Source organism: Bacteroidota bacterium (assembly GCA_041658205.1).
In the GTDB taxonomy this organism is placed as follows: domain Bacteria; phylum Bacteroidota; class Ignavibacteria; order UBA10030; family UBA8401; genus UBA8401.
Map to the genome: position 1 here is coordinate 947364 of JBBAAO010000001.1, position 17266 is coordinate 964629.

Annotated in this window: 19 protein-coding genes; all 19 read left to right on the top strand. The window is 39.4% G+C overall.

Translation table 11 applies throughout. The features are described 5' to 3' along the window. Position 1 precedes the first annotated feature (1 nt). The gene (locus WDA22_03920; protein MFA5832606.1) at positions 2-298 is read left to right on the top strand and encodes a cytochrome C oxidase subunit IV family protein; all 297 of its coding nucleotides are present in this window, start codon (positions 2-4) and stop codon (positions 296-298) included. A gap of 4 nt (positions 299-302) precedes the next feature. Further along, positions 303-953, top strand: a complete 651-nt coding sequence (gene coxB, locus WDA22_03925) for a cytochrome c oxidase subunit II (GenBank protein ID MFA5832607.1) — start codon at positions 303-305, stop codon at positions 951-953. Positions 954-987: 34 nt separating this feature from the next. After that, a complete protein-coding gene (locus tag WDA22_03930) occupies positions 988-2319 on the top strand; it encodes a cytochrome c (protein ID MFA5832608.1) in 1332 nt (443 codons plus the stop codon). 86 nt (positions 2320-2405) lie between these two features. Then, positions 2406-2876 carry a DUF4920 domain-containing protein gene (locus tag WDA22_03935; protein ID MFA5832609.1) on the top strand — a complete coding sequence of 157 codons (471 nt, stop codon included), beginning with the start codon at positions 2406-2408 and terminating at the stop codon, positions 2874-2876. After that, on the top strand, positions 2873-3439 hold the full coding sequence (locus WDA22_03940; protein MFA5832610.1) for a PepSY-associated TM helix domain-containing protein: 567 nt from the start codon (positions 2873-2875) through the stop codon (positions 3437-3439). Before WDA22_03935 ends, WDA22_03940 begins: the two co-directional genes overlap by 4 nt. 118 nt (positions 3440-3557) lie before the next feature. After that, positions 3558-4415, top strand: a complete 858-nt coding sequence (htpX, locus tag WDA22_03945) for a zinc metalloprotease HtpX (protein ID MFA5832611.1) — start codon at positions 3558-3560, stop codon at positions 4413-4415. A 94-nt stretch (positions 4416-4509) separates the two neighbouring features. Continuing rightward, a complete protein-coding gene (locus tag WDA22_03950) occupies positions 4510-5463 on the top strand; it encodes a TerC family protein (protein MFA5832612.1) in 954 nt (317 codons plus the stop codon). Between the two features lie 139 nt (positions 5464-5602). Beyond that, the gene (sppA, locus tag WDA22_03955; protein ID MFA5832613.1) at positions 5603-6505 is read left to right on the top strand and encodes a signal peptide peptidase SppA; all 903 of its coding nucleotides are present in this window, start codon (positions 5603-5605) and stop codon (positions 6503-6505) included. Positions 6506-6517: 12 nt separating this feature from the next. Next, positions 6518-6814, top strand: a complete 297-nt coding sequence (locus WDA22_03960) for an HU family DNA-binding protein (protein ID MFA5832614.1) — start codon at positions 6518-6520, stop codon at positions 6812-6814. A 78-nt stretch (positions 6815-6892) separates the two neighbouring features. Further along, complete coding sequence (locus WDA22_03965; protein MFA5832615.1) at positions 6893-7525, top strand: tetratricopeptide repeat protein; 633 nt, start codon at positions 6893-6895, stop codon at positions 7523-7525. Between the two features lie 234 nt (positions 7526-7759). Next, positions 7760-8098, top strand: a complete 339-nt coding sequence (locus WDA22_03970) for a YtxH domain-containing protein (protein MFA5832616.1) — start codon at positions 7760-7762, stop codon at positions 8096-8098. Positions 8099-8113: 15 nt separating this feature from the next. Continuing rightward, entirely contained in the window at positions 8114-8524 is a 411-nt protein-coding gene (locus tag WDA22_03975; protein ID MFA5832617.1) for a hypothetical protein, read from the top strand. A 95-nt stretch (positions 8525-8619) separates the two neighbouring features. Further along, complete coding sequence (gene fusA / locus WDA22_03980) at positions 8620-10731, top strand: elongation factor G (protein ID MFA5832618.1); 2112 nt, start codon at positions 8620-8622, stop codon at positions 10729-10731. 198 nt (positions 10732-10929) lie between these two features. Further along, positions 10930-12165, top strand: coding sequence for a flippase (locus WDA22_03985; GenBank protein ID MFA5832619.1), 1236 nt, complete (start codon positions 10930-10932; stop codon positions 12163-12165). Continuing rightward, positions 12165-13262, top strand: a complete 1098-nt coding sequence (glf, locus tag WDA22_03990; protein MFA5832620.1) for a UDP-galactopyranose mutase — start codon at positions 12165-12167, stop codon at positions 13260-13262. Before WDA22_03985 ends, glf begins: the two co-directional genes overlap by 1 nt. Continuing rightward, entirely contained in the window at positions 13262-14161 is a 900-nt protein-coding gene (locus tag WDA22_03995) for a glycosyltransferase family 2 protein (protein MFA5832621.1), read from the top strand. The genes glf and WDA22_03995 overlap by 1 nt, the downstream gene beginning before the upstream one ends. A 9-nt stretch (positions 14162-14170) precedes the next feature. Next, positions 14171-15313 carry a glycosyltransferase gene (locus WDA22_04000; protein MFA5832622.1) on the top strand — a complete coding sequence of 381 codons (1143 nt, stop codon included), beginning with the start codon at positions 14171-14173 and terminating at the stop codon, positions 15311-15313. A 9-nt stretch (positions 15314-15322) separates the two neighbouring features. Further along, positions 15323-16408 (top strand): glycosyltransferase family 4 protein, encoded by a 1086-nt coding sequence (locus WDA22_04005; GenBank protein MFA5832623.1) that lies wholly within the window; start codon positions 15323-15325, stop codon positions 16406-16408. A gap of 22 nt (positions 16409-16430) precedes the next feature. Continuing rightward, positions 16431-17177 carry a WecB/TagA/CpsF family glycosyltransferase gene (locus WDA22_04010; GenBank protein ID MFA5832624.1) on the top strand — a complete coding sequence of 249 codons (747 nt, stop codon included), beginning with the start codon at positions 16431-16433 and terminating at the stop codon, positions 17175-17177. Positions 17178-17266 lie beyond the last annotated feature (89 nt).

Genomic DNA, 17266 nt, shown 5'->3' on the forward strand with positions numbered 1-17266 from the left:
AATGAGCGAACATCAACACGAAGAATCGCATGTTATTGAGTACGGCAATTATATCTTTATCTGGCTGGGATTGCTGGCATTCACCGGTATTACCGTTACCGTTTCCGGAATTAATCTTGGCAACTGGACGATTGTGATTGCCTTGTTTATTGCATGTGTTAAATCCTGGTATGTTTTGAACTACTTCATGCATATGAAGTATGAGGACAAAGTGTTTAAGATTTTCATAGTTACGGCAATATTGACTTTTATTATTTTCCTGGGATTCACCTTCTGGGATTATTCTTTTGTGAGGTAAGTGAATGTTCACGTCGGCGTCAAATTTTACTGATAATGTAGATGCGGTATTTTTGTATATCACAGCGTTGTCATTAATCGTCCTGGTCGGGATTACGGTTGCGATGGTCTATTTTGTTTTCCGTTACAGTAGAAAACGGAATCCCGTTCCGACTCATGTGGAAGAGAATTTAACACTGGAAATTCTTTGGACAACAATTCCGTTGATATTGTTCCTGAGTATGTTCTATTTCGGGTGGGTTGGGTACAAAGATATGCGTGCGATCCCTGAAGATGCCATGAAAATGAAAGTAACAGCTCGTATGTGGCAATGGAGCTTTGAATATCCGAACGGTTTGAAGACTGATACGTTGTATGTGCCAACCGGCAAAGCGGTCAAAATCGATTTAATCTCCACTGATGTGAACCATGCATTTTTTATTCCTGCATTCCGTATTAAAAAAGATGTTTATGCAAATAAGAAGAACGATATCTGGTTCCGGTCAGAGAAACTTGGGCGGTATGATATTGCTTGCGCAGAATATTGCGGCTTGCAACATTCCGGAATGTATTCCGCTGTCTATATTATGGAACAATCGGCATTCGACAAATGGTACAAAGATACATCGGTAAAAGCTGGACTGCAGCCGACGCTTGTCGCTCAGGTCAAACAATAGACGAAACAACAATTTAATCTTTGGTTAAACGACAATGGATTTTCTGAAACAGATCGCATTACCGCAATCGGAAGCACAGATTGGCGTTCTTCATTTTGTGATGAACGTTATCTACATTCTGCTGCTCCCGTTCATTAGTTACTTGTTCGGTGCTCTTGTCCTTTCTTTATACCACAATCGCAAAGGAGGAAAGGCTAATAATCCGAATTCGATCCAGTTCTCAAAAGATGTCATAGATCATATCCTTCCCAATAAAACCATTTTGGTCTTGTTTGGCATTGTACCGTTTATGTCGTTGACGTTTGCATACGCACAGTTACTGCAGGGTTCTTCGGCAATTAGTGTGAGCATATTAACGTGGGGAATGTTGTTATTTGCTGCGGCAGCAGCGTTTGCATCTTCTTATCATTCGGCGTTGAAATTGGGCGGAATGCTCGATGCTGTATCACAGAAGAATGAAGAAATTGAATCGTTTCAATCTCACATGGTTGAAACACGAAAAACTTCCGGAAAATATGCGTTAATCTTCCTCTCCGCGGCAGTGTATTTCTTATTCGCTGGGATTTCGCTTGCGGCAAATCCTAATCACTGGCAGTCTGTTTCGAATATGATTGAACTGATGTTCTCACTAGATGTGCTTGTGAAGATTGTTCAATTTATTCTTCTATCGTTGACCATTACATCGCTCGGCACTTTATTTTTTACATTTTCTTGGCAGGGAGGGAAGAAACATCTTTCTGCTGACTATGCGGAACACGTAAAAAAAATCACGTTGCCGCTTGGTTTGCTCTCGCTTCTTGCACAGCCGGTGTTTGTTGTGCTTACGGTGGTGTTAACTCCGGTGTCCGCTCTTGGTGGGTTGGTTTTTCTCTCGGCATTTCTTGTGATATTTTTTGTGTTCCTTACCAGCCATTTTGTTTATGGTATGATGAAGGATTTTAAAATCGGTCACGCAGGAAATGCATTCTATGTCTTCGTGTTTGCAATCGTTTTTATGATCGTGCAAACGACCTCATCACTTTCGAATTCTACGCAACAACATTCTGCGTTGTTGGCGCATCAATACACGCTCTACCACGAAGAACTGCTCGCAAAATTGGGGATCAACCTTTCGTCAGTTACCGGAGAAGATATCTTTAATGCAAAATGTTCTGCATGTCATGAGTTTGGTGCAAAAAAGGTTGGGCCGGCGTATAAAGAGGTATTACCGAAATATGAAAATGACAGAACAAAATTATTATCGTTTGTCTTGAACCCGCAAAAAATTAATCCGGCGTTTCCTCCAATGCCGAATCAAGGTTTGAAACCTGCTGAAGCAGATTCAATCGCCGCCTATATTATGACGATGTATAAACAAGCAAAATAATATGGTCGTAGAAAATATTTTGAAATTGCTCTGCCTCTGAAAACATCAGAGGCTTTTTTATTTTGAATAAGACAAAAAGGTGCGATATGAAAAAAATATTCATTATCTCAGTTGTTTCATTGTTACTTGTGGTGTCAGCAATTTCCGGTGTGAAAAAGAAATATGGCAAGGAGATTACATTAAAAGAGTCGACGAAAATATCCGAAATTGTGGCTCATCCGGAAAAATTTGATGGCAAACGGGTGTTGATTACTGGACCGATTGTGGATGTATGCAAAGAACGCGGTTGCTGGATTAAGATCGGCAGCGATAAAGAATTCGAATCGATCCGTTTCAAAGTAGAAGATGGTGTGATCTTTTTTCCGCTTGAGATCAAAGGGAAGAGCGCCTCGGCTGAAGGTATTGTTTCCGTCAAGACATATTCTGTAGAGGAATTGATTAAAAGCGGTGAGGAGCATGCAAAAAAGGAGGGGACAACATTTGATCCTTCAACCGTGAAGGAACCAAAGGTTGTGCTTCAAATTAAAGGCGAAGGCGCACAGGTCGAGGTGAAATGAAGCGATTCTCATGGAGGCGAGTGAATATCGTTCTCCACCGTGATATAGGTTATTTTAGCGTTGCATTAGTGATTGTGTATGGAGTTTCCGGTTTGGCGGTAAATCATATCGCTGATTGGAATCCGAACTATATTCAGCAAAAAGAAATTGTATCGATTGAGCCGATCGTATCCGAAGAGAAGGATACGATTGTAGCTCTCGCAATCAAACGATTACAGTTATCCGCACCTCCCGAAAATTATTTCCGTCCTGACCCGGAAACGGCTCAATTATTTTATTCCGGAAAAACTTATTCCATAGATCTTCCAACAGGCACTGTTCTCATCGAAGAGACCCGAAGAAGAATGGTTCTCTTTGAAATGAACCAACTGCATCTGAATGCTCCCAAAGGAATATGGACGTATATTGCCGATTTTTTTGCATTAAGCCTCATTTTTATGGGTATTTCAGGTCTTTTTATTCTTAAAGGAAAGACCGGGCTTTGGGGAAGAGGGAAATGGTTTGTTTTGGCAGGAACAGCTCTTCCTCTCGGATATTGGATCTGGTTTCAATATCTACAATAAAAAATCTTCGGTACTGTTTTTCCTAGACCGATAATTCAAGGAACTTTTAAGAAGCGTTACGGCGTTAACATTTGTGAACGCAATTAGTATTTATGTATAAATATCGGAGAAAATGAATATGAACACGATGAAAACATTCTTTTTAATGGGTGTTCTCACCGTACTCTTTGTGATGATCGGTGGAGCGCTTGGCGGACAGAGCGGAATGACATTTGCATTTATCATAGCTGGTGCAATGAACTTTGTATCGTATTGGTGGAGCGATAAGATTGTCCTAAAAATGTATGGTGCAAAGGAACTGATGCAGAACGATTCACCGGAACTCTTCAGTATGACACAGGAGTTGACGATGAGAGCTAATCTCCCTATGCCAAAATTGTATATGATAGAAGGAGATCAGCCTAATGCATTTGCGACAGGCCGCGATCCTCAGCATGCAGCGGTGGCAGTGACCAAAGGAATTACACAATTGCTTTCGCGTGATGAATTGCGCGGTGTTATTTCTCATGAACTAGCGCATATCAAGAACCGTGACATCCTTATTGGAACAGTTGCCGCGACATTTGCCGGAGCAATTAGTTATCTGGCAAACATGGCCCAATGGGCGATGATTTTTGGCGGCAGAAGTTCGGACGATGATGAAGGGGGAAGTCCCGTAACGGGAATATTGATGATGATTCTTGCACCAATTGCTGCAATGCTTGTGCAAATGGCCATCTCTCGATCAAGGGAATTTCTTGCAGATGAGACCGGAGCTCAGATGTCGGGTAACCCACTCCCATTGGCAAACGCACTTCGCAAATTGCATGCGGGAGCCGCACAGATACCAATGCATGCGACTCCGGCAACGGCACACATGTTTATTGTTAATCCGTTAACGGGAGGTGCGTTCATGAATTTATTCAGCACACACCCGCCGATGGAAGAACGTATTGCGCGACTAGAGGCAATGGTCTACGGAAACGTAATTCGATAGTTAAATATTTTATTCAGAGTGATCGAACCTTGTCAAGGTTTTTCAAATGTTCAATATTCCTTGGCAGGGTTTATTATTTTTATGATAGGAGTGTATGGAACAATCGACTTTAATGTGGGTTCTCTTTAACGGATTTGTGCTTGCAATGCTTACGCTTGATCTTGGTGTGTTTCATAAAAAGGCGCACGAAGTAAAAATGAAAGAGGCACTAACCTGGAGCGCAGTCTGGATTGCATGTGCATTGATCTTCAATACACTGATTTATTATTATTGGGATTGGATGGCTCCGGGAAGTGAGTATGCTAATAAGGATGCTGCATTGGCATTTTTAACCGGTTATCTCATTGAAAAATCTCTAAGCGTTGATAATGTTTTCGTTTTTTTGATGATCTTTACCTATTTCCAAGTGCCGAGATTATACCAACATAAGGTATTATTTTGGGGAATCCTCGGTGCATTGCTTATGAGAGCGATGTTCATCTTTGCCGGAGTGTCGTTAATTACATCATTCCACTGGATGATCTACCTGTTTGGTGCATTGTTGATCTTTACCGGTATCAATATGGCATTACAAAAAGATAAAAAACTTCAACCGGAAAAAAATCCTGTGATTCGATTATTTAAAAAATGGTTTCCGGTAACGAATGAATATCACGGAGACAAGTTTTTTGCTAGGATCAATAAACGGAATGTTGCAACGCCAATGTTTATTGTATTGTTGGTGATTGAAACAACCGATGTAATCTTTGCTGTCGATTCAATTCCGGCTATTCTGGCAATTACGAATAATCCTTTCATCGTTTATACATCCAATGTGTTTGCCATCCTCGGACTTCGCGCGTTATATTTTGCGCTCGCTGGGATTATGGGTTTGTTCCATTATCTTCATTATGGATTGTCCGTTATTTTGGTTTTTGTTGGTGGGAAAATGATGTTAGTGGACTTTATCAAGATACCGGTTGAAATGTCGTTACTTGTAGTTTTGGCAATTCTTATCATTTCAGTAATCATTTCTAAGTTGTATCCCCCCAAAGTTAAAGTAGTCTAATCATAAAATGGGAAAATACTCAAAAAGGGAGCGTAAAAACTCCCTTTTTTGTTGGGTACATATCAATTGACATTTGAATGACAATTCCGTATAATTGCATAAGTTTCAATAGGTTACAAAGATTACTTTTAGAAAAAATATGAGTAAAACCGCTAAATGGCTGATTGGGATCTTTGCAGTGTTGGCGATTTTCTTTTTTTTCATCGTCGTTTCCTTTATGATGTTGTTTAACGACTCTGATACAGAAGATGTCTCATCCGGATCGGCAGGTACTATTGCTGTAGTAGAATTGAACGAGGAGATTGTTTCTTCACAGCATATTGTACAACAATTAAAGCGATATAGAGAAAATACCGCGGTTCGTGCGATTGTGTTGCGTGTCGATTCTCCCGGGGGTGGCGTTGCTGCAAGTCAGGAAATTTACGAAGAAGTCAAAAAGACAAGAGAATATGGAAAACCGATTGTGGTTTCCATGGGAGCAGTTGCTGCGAGCGGAGGTTATTACATTGCAGTGGGCGCCAGCAGAATCGTTGCAAATCCCGGTTCCATCACCGGAAGTATTGGTGTGATCTCTCAATTTATGCATGTTAATGCATTGCTGGAAAAAATTGGAGTAACATCCACAACTATTAAGAGCGGTAAATTAAAAGATGCCGGCTCTCCGTTCAGAACACCGAATGAAGAGGATAAAAAATATTTTCAGGAAATGATCGATGATATTTATGATCAGTTTGTTTCCACTGTTGCAAAAGAACGCAAATTAGAGAAATCGCTCGTAAAAAAATATGCCGACGGTCGTGTGTTTACGGGACGGAAAGCATATGAATTACGATTGATCGATACACTCGGTACATATCAGGATGCCATTAAAATTGCAGCACAAATGGCGGAAATCTACGGGACACCGAGAGTGATTAAAGAACGAAAACGAGAAAAACTTTCGGATATGATCTTCGGTGAAGTTCGATCCGAGTTAACAGAACTGAAAAACGAATTGCTCAACCAGCCGATCGTTCAATATCGGTACCATCTTCCACAATAGAGGAGAGTCGCCGTGACGAAAGCAGATATCGTAGATGTAATAGCATCAGGAACCGGGCTTACGAAAGTTGAAACTGAGGCAGTCGTCGATGGATTCATTCAGACCGTCATCGCTTCGCTGCGTGATGGAAAGAATATTGAGATCCGCGGGTTTGGGAGTTTTAAGGTGAAGAAACGAAAAGGGAGAATGGCGAGAAATCCTCGGACCGGCGAACAAGTGCCTGTTCAGGATCATTATGTTCCGATCTTCAAAGTTTCAAAAGAATTGAAATCTGTGGTGAATGAAAATTTAATGAAAACGCTGGGGTAAGCTCTGACAAAACAAGATTCTTATACAATCGTCTGCTCATCATGCGGCGTGGTTAATCCTTCTTCGAACTCGGTTTGTTTGGCATGTGGAATTACTCTTTTAGTAGAACAGCAATTGCCTCTTGCATCTCCAATTGATACAAAACAATCGAAAGCAAAGCGTTCGCAAACTCCGCCATGGTTATCGGCGGTGCTAATAGCATTTGGCATTTATGCACTTGTTGTCATTGTCTATGAAATTCAACAACTGCCGTCAGGTTCGGTACAGAAAAACCAGCAGCAGGAAGCACATAATCATACCGATCCTGCAGCGATCGAAACGATAGCGCAGTTAGAGAAGCAAGTGACCGCAAATCCTGCGAGTGCTGATTTGTCATTGCAACTAGCAAATGCACTCCATGATGCAAAATTTTACCCTCGCGCAATTGAGACATACAAATCCTATTTAAAACTGGAACCGGACAATTTCGATGCGAGAGTCGACCTTGGAATCTGTTATTTTGAAATGGGAAATTTCGAACAAGCAGTGAAGGAAATTGAATCGGTAATTACCAAGCAGCCAAAGCATCAAATGGCCATGTTTAACATGGGTATTTTCCAATTAAGCAACCAAAACATTGCAGAAGCAAAAAAATGGCTGAAACGGTGTGTAGATCTTGATCCACAATCAACGGCTGGGCTGCGAGCCCAACAAATCCTTCAACAACATTAACCACGAAAGGAGGTTGGTATGCCAAGCGGTAAAAAACGCAAACGACATAAAATGGCGACCCACAAACGCAAGAAACGTCTTCGAAAAATGCGTCATAAGAAGAGAATTCGTTAGAACCAATGCGCAGGGAACGGAGAAAATCCTTTCCCTGCGTGTTGCTTTTTCTTGATTTTTTTTTCACTTTGAATGAAGTAGTTTAACTCTCAATAACAGAATTGTACACGTGAGGAAGTTATGGCAAACAATGAAGAAGATTCAAAAACCGGATTTCTGATTGGTTTCCTTGCCGGTGCCGTCGTTGGCGGTATTGTGGCATTATTATATGCGCCCAAACCGGGAAAAGAACTTCGCGCTGATATCAAAAACAAAGCTGGCGAAGCAATGGATAGCGCTGAAGAATACGTCAGTGCCGCCAAAAATAAGGCAGTGGATATTATCAACGAAGGAAAGAAAAAATCCGAGGTGTTGATTACAGAAGCAAAAAAACGGGCAGAGTCATTGCTTGGCGACGCAGAAAAAATCCTGACGGACGCACGAAGCAAAGGACATACATCCGAAAAAAATAAAAATTAATCGAGGGAGCTCGCCGTGGAAACATTCTTAACGATCGCGCAAATTATTGTGCTCTTACTGCTCTCCGGTGTAGCAATTTATGCGATCATCGTGTTGATGCGATTGCGTGACCTTCTCACAACAATTGATGCGAACGTAAAACAGGTAGCAACTCGAGCTTTACCCACATTGGAAAATTTGCAAGCAATCACCGGAAAGATCCGTGTGATCGTCGAAAATTTTGATGAACAGATTGCCATGTTGAAAAGCTCGGTCGATACATTAAAAGGTGTCGCCGATAATATTGCCGCGTTTGAACGCCGCGTTCAAGATGCCATCGAATCCCCGATTATGGAAGTGATGAATACTGTCGGTGGAGTTATTAGAGGTTTTACATCATTTTTTAATCGTGCCGTGGGGGGAAGATCTTCTCGTAACGAAGATTAATCGGTTAAAGAATCATTTCAAACGTCCCCTGTTTATCATCGTCTGCTTGCGATGACTCCTCTTCATTACCAGCATACGAGTAAAAGGAGTATACTGTGAGTCAAAATAACAATCAGAGAGAATATACCTCTCAACAGATCCGGACCATCGCCCTTATTGGGCACGGCGGCTCCGGGAAAACGACATTTTCCGAAGCCGCGCTTTTCTCCACCGGAATAACAAATCGTCAGGGTAGGATTGAAGATGGAAACACGGTTTCAGATTATCACCCTGACGAAATAGAACGAAAAATCTCCATCAACTCATCTCTCCTCACTACCGACGTCAATAACATCAAGATCAACATCCTCGACACTCCCGGATATACCGACTTTACTGGAGAAGTGAAAGCATCGTTACGAGTGTGCGATTCAGCTGTTACATTTGTCCGTGCGTTTGAAGGGGTGGAAGTGGGAACGGAATTGGTATGGGAATATGTGAAGGAATATAAGTTGCCGTCCTTATTCGTTATTAATAAAATTGACGGCGACAATTCCAATTTTGACAGTGTGTTCTCATCGGTGAAAGAACGGTGCAGCAGCGATGCCACTATTATCACCTATCCGGTAAAAGTAGGACCCGGAGCAAATGCATTGATCGATGTGGTGAAAATGAAACTGCTTCGTTTTATCCCCAATGGGACTGGAAAATATACTGAAGAAGATCTCCCTGCCGATTTGAAAGAGAAAACCTCACAGCTTCATGAAGAACTGATTGAAAAAATTGCAGAATCCGACGAAGCAATGATGGACAAGTTTTTTACAAACGGTACACTGAGCGATGAAGAAATCAGAAAAGGATTACATCAAGCGCTTGTTGATCGAAAAATTTATCCAACATTTGCCGTTTCGTCTACGACAAATGTCGGTGCATTAAATTTATTGGAGTTCATATCAAATTATTGCCCGACTCCTGCGGAAATCCAGACGGTGAAAGCAACCGACATCAATACTCAAAAAGAGATTGATGTGAAGATCGACGATGCAAGTCCTGCATCGTTGTTTGTCTATAAAACAGTGTCCGAACATCATGTCGGCGAACTTTCGTTCTTTAAAGTCTATTCCGGTGCGATTCTTCCCGGGATGGACATGGTGAATGAATCCAACGGAAAACCGGAACGTCTTGGCCAAGTATTTGTTATGAATGGACGGGAGAGGAAAGAAATTGCAAAATTGCATGCCGGTGACCTTGGTGCAGTAGTTAAATTGAAAGATACTCATACCAATAATACGCTCAGTACAAAGTCGTTTCCTGTTATTTACAATCCCATTGTCTTTCCGGAGCCGGTTATTACCGAAGCGATCATTCCCAAAACAAAAGGGGAAGAAGATAAAATCGGCAGCGGATTGCATACGCTCCATGAAGAAGATCCAACATTTGTGTACAAGGTCGATCCCGAGATCAAGCAAACGGTTGTTTCCGGACAGGGAGAACTCCATTTAGCAATCATTATCCGGCGTTTGAAAGAGAAGTTTGGTGTGGAAGTCGAATTGATTGAACCGCGCATTCCCTTTAGAGAAACGATTAGAGGTGTTGCACCCGATGTAGAATTTAAACACAAAAAACAATCGGGCGGCAGAGGACAGTATGGACATGTGCATATTAAAATTGAACCGAGAAGACGGGGTGAAGGATTTGAATTTGAGGATGCTGTCGTTGGAGGCGTTGTTCCCGGCAAATTTATTCCTGCCGTTGAAAGAGGTGTTTCAGAAACATTGGAACATGGGATTATCGCTGGTTATCGGGTAATCGATGTAAAAGTGACGCTGTTCGATGGTTCGTATCACGATGTTGATTCCGATGATATGTCGTTTAGGATTGCAGGATCACAGGCATTTAAGAAAGGATTTAAGGAAGCAAAACCTGTATTGCTTGAGCCATTATATGAGCTTGAAGTGACTGTCCCTGATGATCATATGGGAGACGTGATGGGAGATCTTTCAAGCCGTCGAGGAAAAATTATCGGAATGGATACCGATGGGTCCCACCAAGTCATTAAAGCGTCTGTACCTTTAAAAGAATTGTATCACTATTCCACAACACTCCGCTCTATGACTCAAGGGCGTGGAATCCATCGTCAAAAATTCTCTCACTATGATGAAGTCCCGAGGGAAGTTGCCGATAAAATTATTCAGGAATATGAAAAGAGTCGACATGGTGAAGAATAATTCCTGAATGAATTATAAGACAATTTTTTCCAATTTTGTCACCTTAGCCTTTGGGGAGATTTCTTCAAAGGCTTTTGGTTTTTTATTGGCTGAAAGAATTTGTTGTTCATTTCATATTTTCCGTGATGGTATTCTGGTCATGGATGCTTGTACGACATCTGTGATTACCGCGATTGAATCGAAAGTATTAAGGATTGTATGAAAGAAATTTTCATAAATTTTTCACAATTGGCAGCATCAGAACTTATGGCAAAAGCTCTGGGTTTTGTTACAATGGTTTATCTTGCACGGATATTGGGTGCGGAAGCGTTCGGCTTGTACGGATTTGTAGGAGCACTGTCGACCTATGCGGTTCTCTTTTCTAATTTTGGGATTGAACAATATTCTACAAGACAATTATCGTCCAATACGGCACAGGCAAGCAGCGTCGTAATCACATCGGTCATTGGAAGCCGTGTAGCACTCTCCCTGATTTTTTCAGTGGTCTTTGTTGTCGGCGGATATTTTTACGCAAACAATATATCAGAACAATTATTGTTCCTCTTTCAATCTCTTTCTATCGTGGCGTTTGCGTTTAATCTCCAATTTTTTCTTGTTGCAACAAAATCTATCTCCTTTCTTTCAGTCATGAAAGGTGGAGTAGCATTGGGTGTCTGTCTATTGACGGTATTATTCATTCATAACACAAACGATCTTGCATTTGTGTCATTGATTAGCGGAGTAGTTACGTTGGCGGTTTTCATTATAGGTGCAGGATATTTATATTCGAAGAACAAATGGGCGATCTCTTTACCTTCATTTAGAAATTGTATTGACCTTGTCACACGGGCTGCCCCCCTTGGATTTGCAGTGTTTATGATCCAGATTTACCGAAGTGCAGATATTATCTTTCTAGGATTTACAAATCCGGGGACGGAATTGGGATATTATACAGGAGCGTACAGAATCATTACCGTGCTGACGTTATTGCCGGGAATATTGTATCTTACCTATGTTCCGTATTTGGCAAAGATCACTGCAGGATTCTTTCTCTCACATCACACGCGTCAGTATATCTCTCTGCTGGTAGTTTCCGGTACATTGATATCTGCGGGATGTTTTTATTTTTCCGATCTGATCGTTTTGTTAGTGCTCGGTCAAGATTACCTTCCTGCATCTGATGTTTTTAGAGTGCTCCTGATTAACGTCTATCTTGTGTATTTGAATATTGCATTTGCCCATTTGCTGATTGCGTGGGACCAGCACAAGAAGTACTTATTTGTCGTATCGACTGGTGCAGGTATCAATATTTTCTCTAATATTCTTCTCATTCCTTCGTACGGTATTATGGGAGCTGCAATCGCAACCGTCTTTGCGGAGTTTGCTGTTCTCATCGTTTCGCTCTATTACCATTATCGCCTGCACGGTCTGTTCGCAATGAAAGGTTCTGTATAGTGAAATACGACTTTCTCATAGTGGGAGCAGGGCTTGCCGGCTGCGTTTTGGCTGAGCGGTTGGCATCACAATGCGATAAAAGAATATTGCTTATCGACAAGCGGAATCATATCGGAGGCAATGCGTATGATTCAGTAAATGAAGTTGGGATCAGAATTCATCATTATGGACCGCATTTGTTTCATACGAATGACGAACGTATTGTACGATATCTTTCACAATTTACCGAATGGCATCCATATGAACACCGCGTGATGTCTTTTGTTAACGGCATGTTGGTGCCCATGCCTATCAATCGACTGACCGTCAATCAACTCTTTGGGCTTCAAATGACAAGGGATGAAGAAGTAAAAGATTTTTTCGATCGGGAAAAGGAAACACCGCAAGTCATCCAAAACTCAGAAGATGTTGTTATATCGAATGTCGGCAGGAAATTGTATGAGTTATTATATAAGGGATATACAACCAAACATTGGGGGATCGATCCGTCCCGATTGGCACCATCCGTTTGTGCACGGCTACCTGTGCGGACGAATGATGACAGCCGGTATTTTGACGATCGGTTTCAGATGATGCCTTTGCATGGTTACAGTGAAATGTTTAAGGCAATGACATTACACAAGAACATTTCCATTGTGCCGAATACGGAGTTTAAGGATATCTCTTCCTCAACATTCGATCGTTTGATATTTACCGGTCCCATTGACGAATATTTCGAATATATGTTCGGAAAACTTCCATATCGTTCGTTGCGTTTTGAATTTGAAACTTATAATCAAGAGTATTATCAACAAGTTGCTCAAATAAATTATCCAAATGATTTTGAATTTACACGCATTACAGAGTTCAAACGTATAACGGGACAACAAAACACGAAAACCACAATTGCCAAAGAATTTTCACATGCTGAAGGCGATCCATATTATCCGATACCAAATGACGAGAATACAATCATTTATCATAATTATACCAAAGAAGCTGAGAAACTATCTACAGTTTATTTTGTGGGGCGGTTAGCAACTTATCGATATTATAATATGGATCAAGTGACTGCGCAGGCATTAAAAATGTTTGAGGATATAGCACTGGGGAAATGATGAAAGAACAAGTTAACGAAAAAATTGCCGTGGTTGTTGTTACATACAACAGGCTTACCTTGTTGAAGGAATGTATAAGTGCCTTAGGGTCTCAATCACGAAAACCGGATGACATTATTGTCGTCAATAATTCAAGTACAGATGGAACGTTTGAATGGTTAATGGGACAAAAGTACCTTAGCGTAATAACACAGGAAAATTTTGGAAGTGCTGGAGGACAATACACTGGTATAAAATTAGCATTTGAAAGAAGCTATGATTGGATTTGGTGTATGGATGATGATACTATTCCCACAGAATATGCTTTGGAAGAACTGATTAAAATTGTTTGGGCAAAAAAAAATGAAAAGATAGGATTTCTTGCCAGTAAAGTATTGTGGACAGATAGCACTCCTCATAAAATGAACCTGCCATTGTATTTCCACAATAAGAATATCTGGAATTATATTGGAGAAGATAAATACTCCTTTGGTATTCATAAAATTGATCTAAATTCATTTGTCAGTTGTTTGTTCAATAGAGATGCAATTCAACATGTAGGTTATCCTGATAAACGGTTTTTTATTTGGTTTGATGATGTTGAATATACATCTCGTTTTAAGTGTTTTAATAATTACTATGTCAGCAGCAGTGTTGTTTATCATAAAACCAAAGAAAACACTGTGGGAAATTTATTGCACCCAGGAAAAGAGTTAGAAACTAAAATGTATTATGGATTGAGGAACTTTTTCTATTTTTACAGAGAATACAATAAATATATTTTGTTGAAATTTGTTTTGAAATTTATCTTGGTTAACAGCGTAAACCTAATACAAAATAAAACTACAATAAATGTCGTTATTAATTCATTTTCAAGGATGCTAAAAGGGTATAGAGGGGAAATGGATAGTTTAATTTAATTATTAATTATGGAAAAAATTAAAATCTGTCATGTTGTGAATATTATTACCGGCAAGAGTGACGGAGTATATACACATCTAAAAATGCTCTTCAAGTATCTTGATAAGAATAAATATCAGCAATATCTCGTGTTTCAAGGAGGTTCTATTATTGAAGAAGAGGCAAAAAATTTGGGAGTTATTGTTTCTTCATTGCCTTCGATGAAAAAGAAATTATCAGTTAACACTTTTATTGATCTGTACAGATTTCTCAAAAGAAATGAGATATCAATCATTCAAGCCCATTTGATTAAGCCGTATATTTTTGTCGGTATTGTAAATCTTTTTTTGAGAAGAAAAGCAATATTTAATTACAATGGAAGTTTTATCAATGTTCCTATGTATTACAATGTGATTGAAAGAACTCTTTATAGAATTCTCCATTATATCGTCTATGCAATTCGGAGTTACAATATAGTATTAGTTCCCTCGAAGAAATCCAAAGAAATATTACTGGAGGAATCGCATTATTTTGCTCCAATAGAAGTTTATTACAATGGTTGCATACTTGATGAAAATGTTACAATACTAGATGCACAAATTAACAGCAAAATAAATCAACTAGCAGCGAATAAATATAAGATTGGAATAATTGGGAGATTTGAACCACAAAAACGAGTTGATCTTGCAATAGAAGTTATCCGCAAACTTCTGTTGCAACGAAGTGATGCGCACTTCTTTTTTCTCGGCGATGGATCACTTGAAGAAGATATACGTCAGCAAATAATTACAAAACAATTGACAGAGCGGGTATCGATGTTGGGTTTTGTGCCAAATGTAAAAAAGTATATCGGATTATTTGATATTTTACTTATAACATCGGATTGGGAGGGGATGCCGTTAATTATGTGGGAATCGATGGCAAAGGGAGTTCCGATTGTTGCTACGGATGTAGGAGGTATTCGGGAAATTATTGTTGAAGAAGAATGTGGAAAAGTGTATGAACGACAAAATGTTCAACAAGCAGTTACTTGCCTTAACGAGTTATTGAATAATAAACTATTGCGAGAGCGGATGGGTGAAAATGGTAAAAAAGCAATTGCTGAAAAGTACAATGAAAAGGAGTTCTCAAAACGATTTGATGAAATCTACAACAGTGTTTTGCATTCCTAAATATTCACCATGACTAATATTCTGCATATTGCGTTGAATTTTAATCAAAATTCAGGCATTACAACATACGTTTCAATGCTTTTCAGGCATTTTTTGCAAAAACCAAAATATAAACTGCATTTTATTACAAATGGTGGAAACGCTGTGGATAAATTGGAGTCCATCGGCGTTCACCCTGCTGTTATTCCAATGCAAACAGGAATCCAGAACATTTTTCATTTGCGATCAAATCTACAGTTTATTAAAAAGTATTGTAAGGAACACAAAATTCAAATTATTCATACGCATCATCGTTACCCGGAATTTGTCTCTTCACTCATTGCTAAAAAATATCAACTCCGAACAATTACAACGGCACACAGTCTCGTGCATGGTCAAAAAATGTTAAGTTTCAAATCGGATAAAATTATTGCAGTGAGTAATACGGTCAGAGAGTCAATCACACAACGCTATGGTGTTGATAAGACAAAGATTGAAACAATGTATAATTGTATTGAGGAAATGCCGGACTTTTTTACAAGTGATATTTTATCTCTTCGCAAAACAGTAGGCATTCCAAGTCAGAATAAGGTAATTCTCTATATTGGAAGATTTGATACTATTAAAGGGACTAAATATCTCATCGATGCTTTTGAGAGAATAAGACACGATTTTAATAATATAACACTGCTGATGGTTGGAGATCCTCATTGCTTTTCACAGAAGACAAGTAACTGGGAAAATGGCTGTCAACAAATAATTCTTCCGCCACAAATTAACGGAAATCAATATTTTCATTTGGCAGACCTTGTAGTATTACCTTCTTTACAGGATCCATTTCCTTATGTTATGTTAGAAGCTGGAATGGCAAAAAAAGCCTTTGTAGGTTCTAAGGTAGACGGTATTGCCGAATTTATTGAAGATGGAAAAGACGGTTTACTTTTTAATGCTGGGGATGTTAAAAAACTAATTGAGTGCATTGTTGAACTATTGAATAACCCAATAACACCTGATTTTCTAGGTAACAATCTTTACCAAAAAGTTAAATCACTCCCTACATGTGAGCAGTACTGTGATAAATTAGGCGAGATTTATCAGAATCTGTTGAACTCATAGTGTGTCATAAATTATTGTCTTTATGAAAAAATATCGTATTGTTTCACTTGATATTTCTGATGTTAATTATAAGGAAATTGAAAAACATATTTCTAAAGCAATTCAAAATCGTGAAAAGATAACAATTGCATACGCCACAGCACATATTGTGAACCTTGCAAAGGATGACAAATTATTACAAGAGGCTCTTTCAACAACTGATATTATTCATCCAGAGGGGAACGGAGTATGGCTTGCATCAAAATTGCTTTACGCAAAGGGTTTCGCAGAAAGGTTTAATTGGACTGATCATGCAAAACTATTATTAAAGAGATGTGCGATTGAGGGATGGAATATATTTATTCTTGGATCGACTACAGATATTCTTCAATTGGCCGCAGAAAAGATACAAAAGGATATTCCAAATCTGAAAATTGTCGGTATGAAGAATGGTTTTGAAGATGTTGAAACAGGTAATTTAATTGAAACAATAAACAGTGCAAAGCCGGATATATTATGGCTTGCTATGGGTTCGCCCAAACAAAATTTGTGGAGTCATCAGCATAAACATGAATTGAACTGTTCCGTGATTCAGGCGGTAGGCGATGCAATAACCCTACTTGCTGGGCTGAAAAAACGTGGTCCCAAATTCATACAATTTATTGGTTTAGAGTGGTTTGTCCGGTTTCTTTTTAATCCGGTAAAATATTTTTCGCGTTATGTTGTGGGAATTCCTTTATTTCTTGTTAGAGTGTTGATTCAAAAAATTCAATTGCTAAGACCGAACTAAAGAGAGTGTGGTATTGTGTTTAGATTTTTATTTTTTACAGTAAGTTTATTTCTTTTTGTTCTCTGCTCGTTTTCAACGGCGCAACAATC

Bases quoted from the DNA above. Each gene is read 5' to 3' on its own strand.
- WDA22_04010 (MFA5832624.1), top strand. From the start codon at position 16,431: ATGAAAAAATATCGTATTGTTTCACTTGATATTTCTGATGTTAATTAT.
- WDA22_03930 (MFA5832608.1), top strand. From the start codon at position 988: ATGGATTTTCTGAAACAGATCGCATTACCGCAATCGGAAGCACAGATT.
- WDA22_03935 (MFA5832609.1), top strand. From the start codon at position 2,406: ATGAAAAAAATATTCATTATCTCAGTTGTTTCATTGTTACTTGTGGTG.
- WDA22_04005 (MFA5832623.1), top strand. From the start codon at position 15,323: ATGACTAATATTCTGCATATTGCGTTGAATTTTAATCAAAATTCAGGC.
- WDA22_03940 (MFA5832610.1), top strand. From the start codon at position 2,873: ATGAAGCGATTCTCATGGAGGCGAGTGAATATCGTTCTCCACCGTGAT.
- coxB (MFA5832607.1), top strand. From the start codon at position 303: ATGTTCACGTCGGCGTCAAATTTTACTGATAATGTAGATGCGGTATTT.
- WDA22_03995 (MFA5832621.1), top strand. From the start codon at position 13,262: ATGAAAGAACAAGTTAACGAAAAAATTGCCGTGGTTGTTGTTACATAC.
- sppA (MFA5832613.1), top strand. From the start codon at position 5,603: ATGAGTAAAACCGCTAAATGGCTGATTGGGATCTTTGCAGTGTTGGCG.
- htpX (MFA5832611.1), top strand. From the start codon at position 3,558: ATGAACACGATGAAAACATTCTTTTTAATGGGTGTTCTCACCGTACTC.
- WDA22_04000 (MFA5832622.1), top strand. From the start codon at position 14,171: ATGGAAAAAATTAAAATCTGTCATGTTGTGAATATTATTACCGGCAAG.
- WDA22_03950 (MFA5832612.1), top strand. From the start codon at position 4,510: ATGGAACAATCGACTTTAATGTGGGTTCTCTTTAACGGATTTGTGCTT.
- WDA22_03985 (MFA5832619.1), top strand. From the start codon at position 10,930: ATGAAAGAAATTTTCATAAATTTTTCACAATTGGCAGCATCAGAACTT.
- WDA22_03970 (MFA5832616.1), top strand. From the start codon at position 7,760: ATGGCAAACAATGAAGAAGATTCAAAAACCGGATTTCTGATTGGTTTC.
- WDA22_03920 (MFA5832606.1), top strand. From the start codon at position 2: ATGAGCGAACATCAACACGAAGAATCGCATGTTATTGAGTACGGCAAT.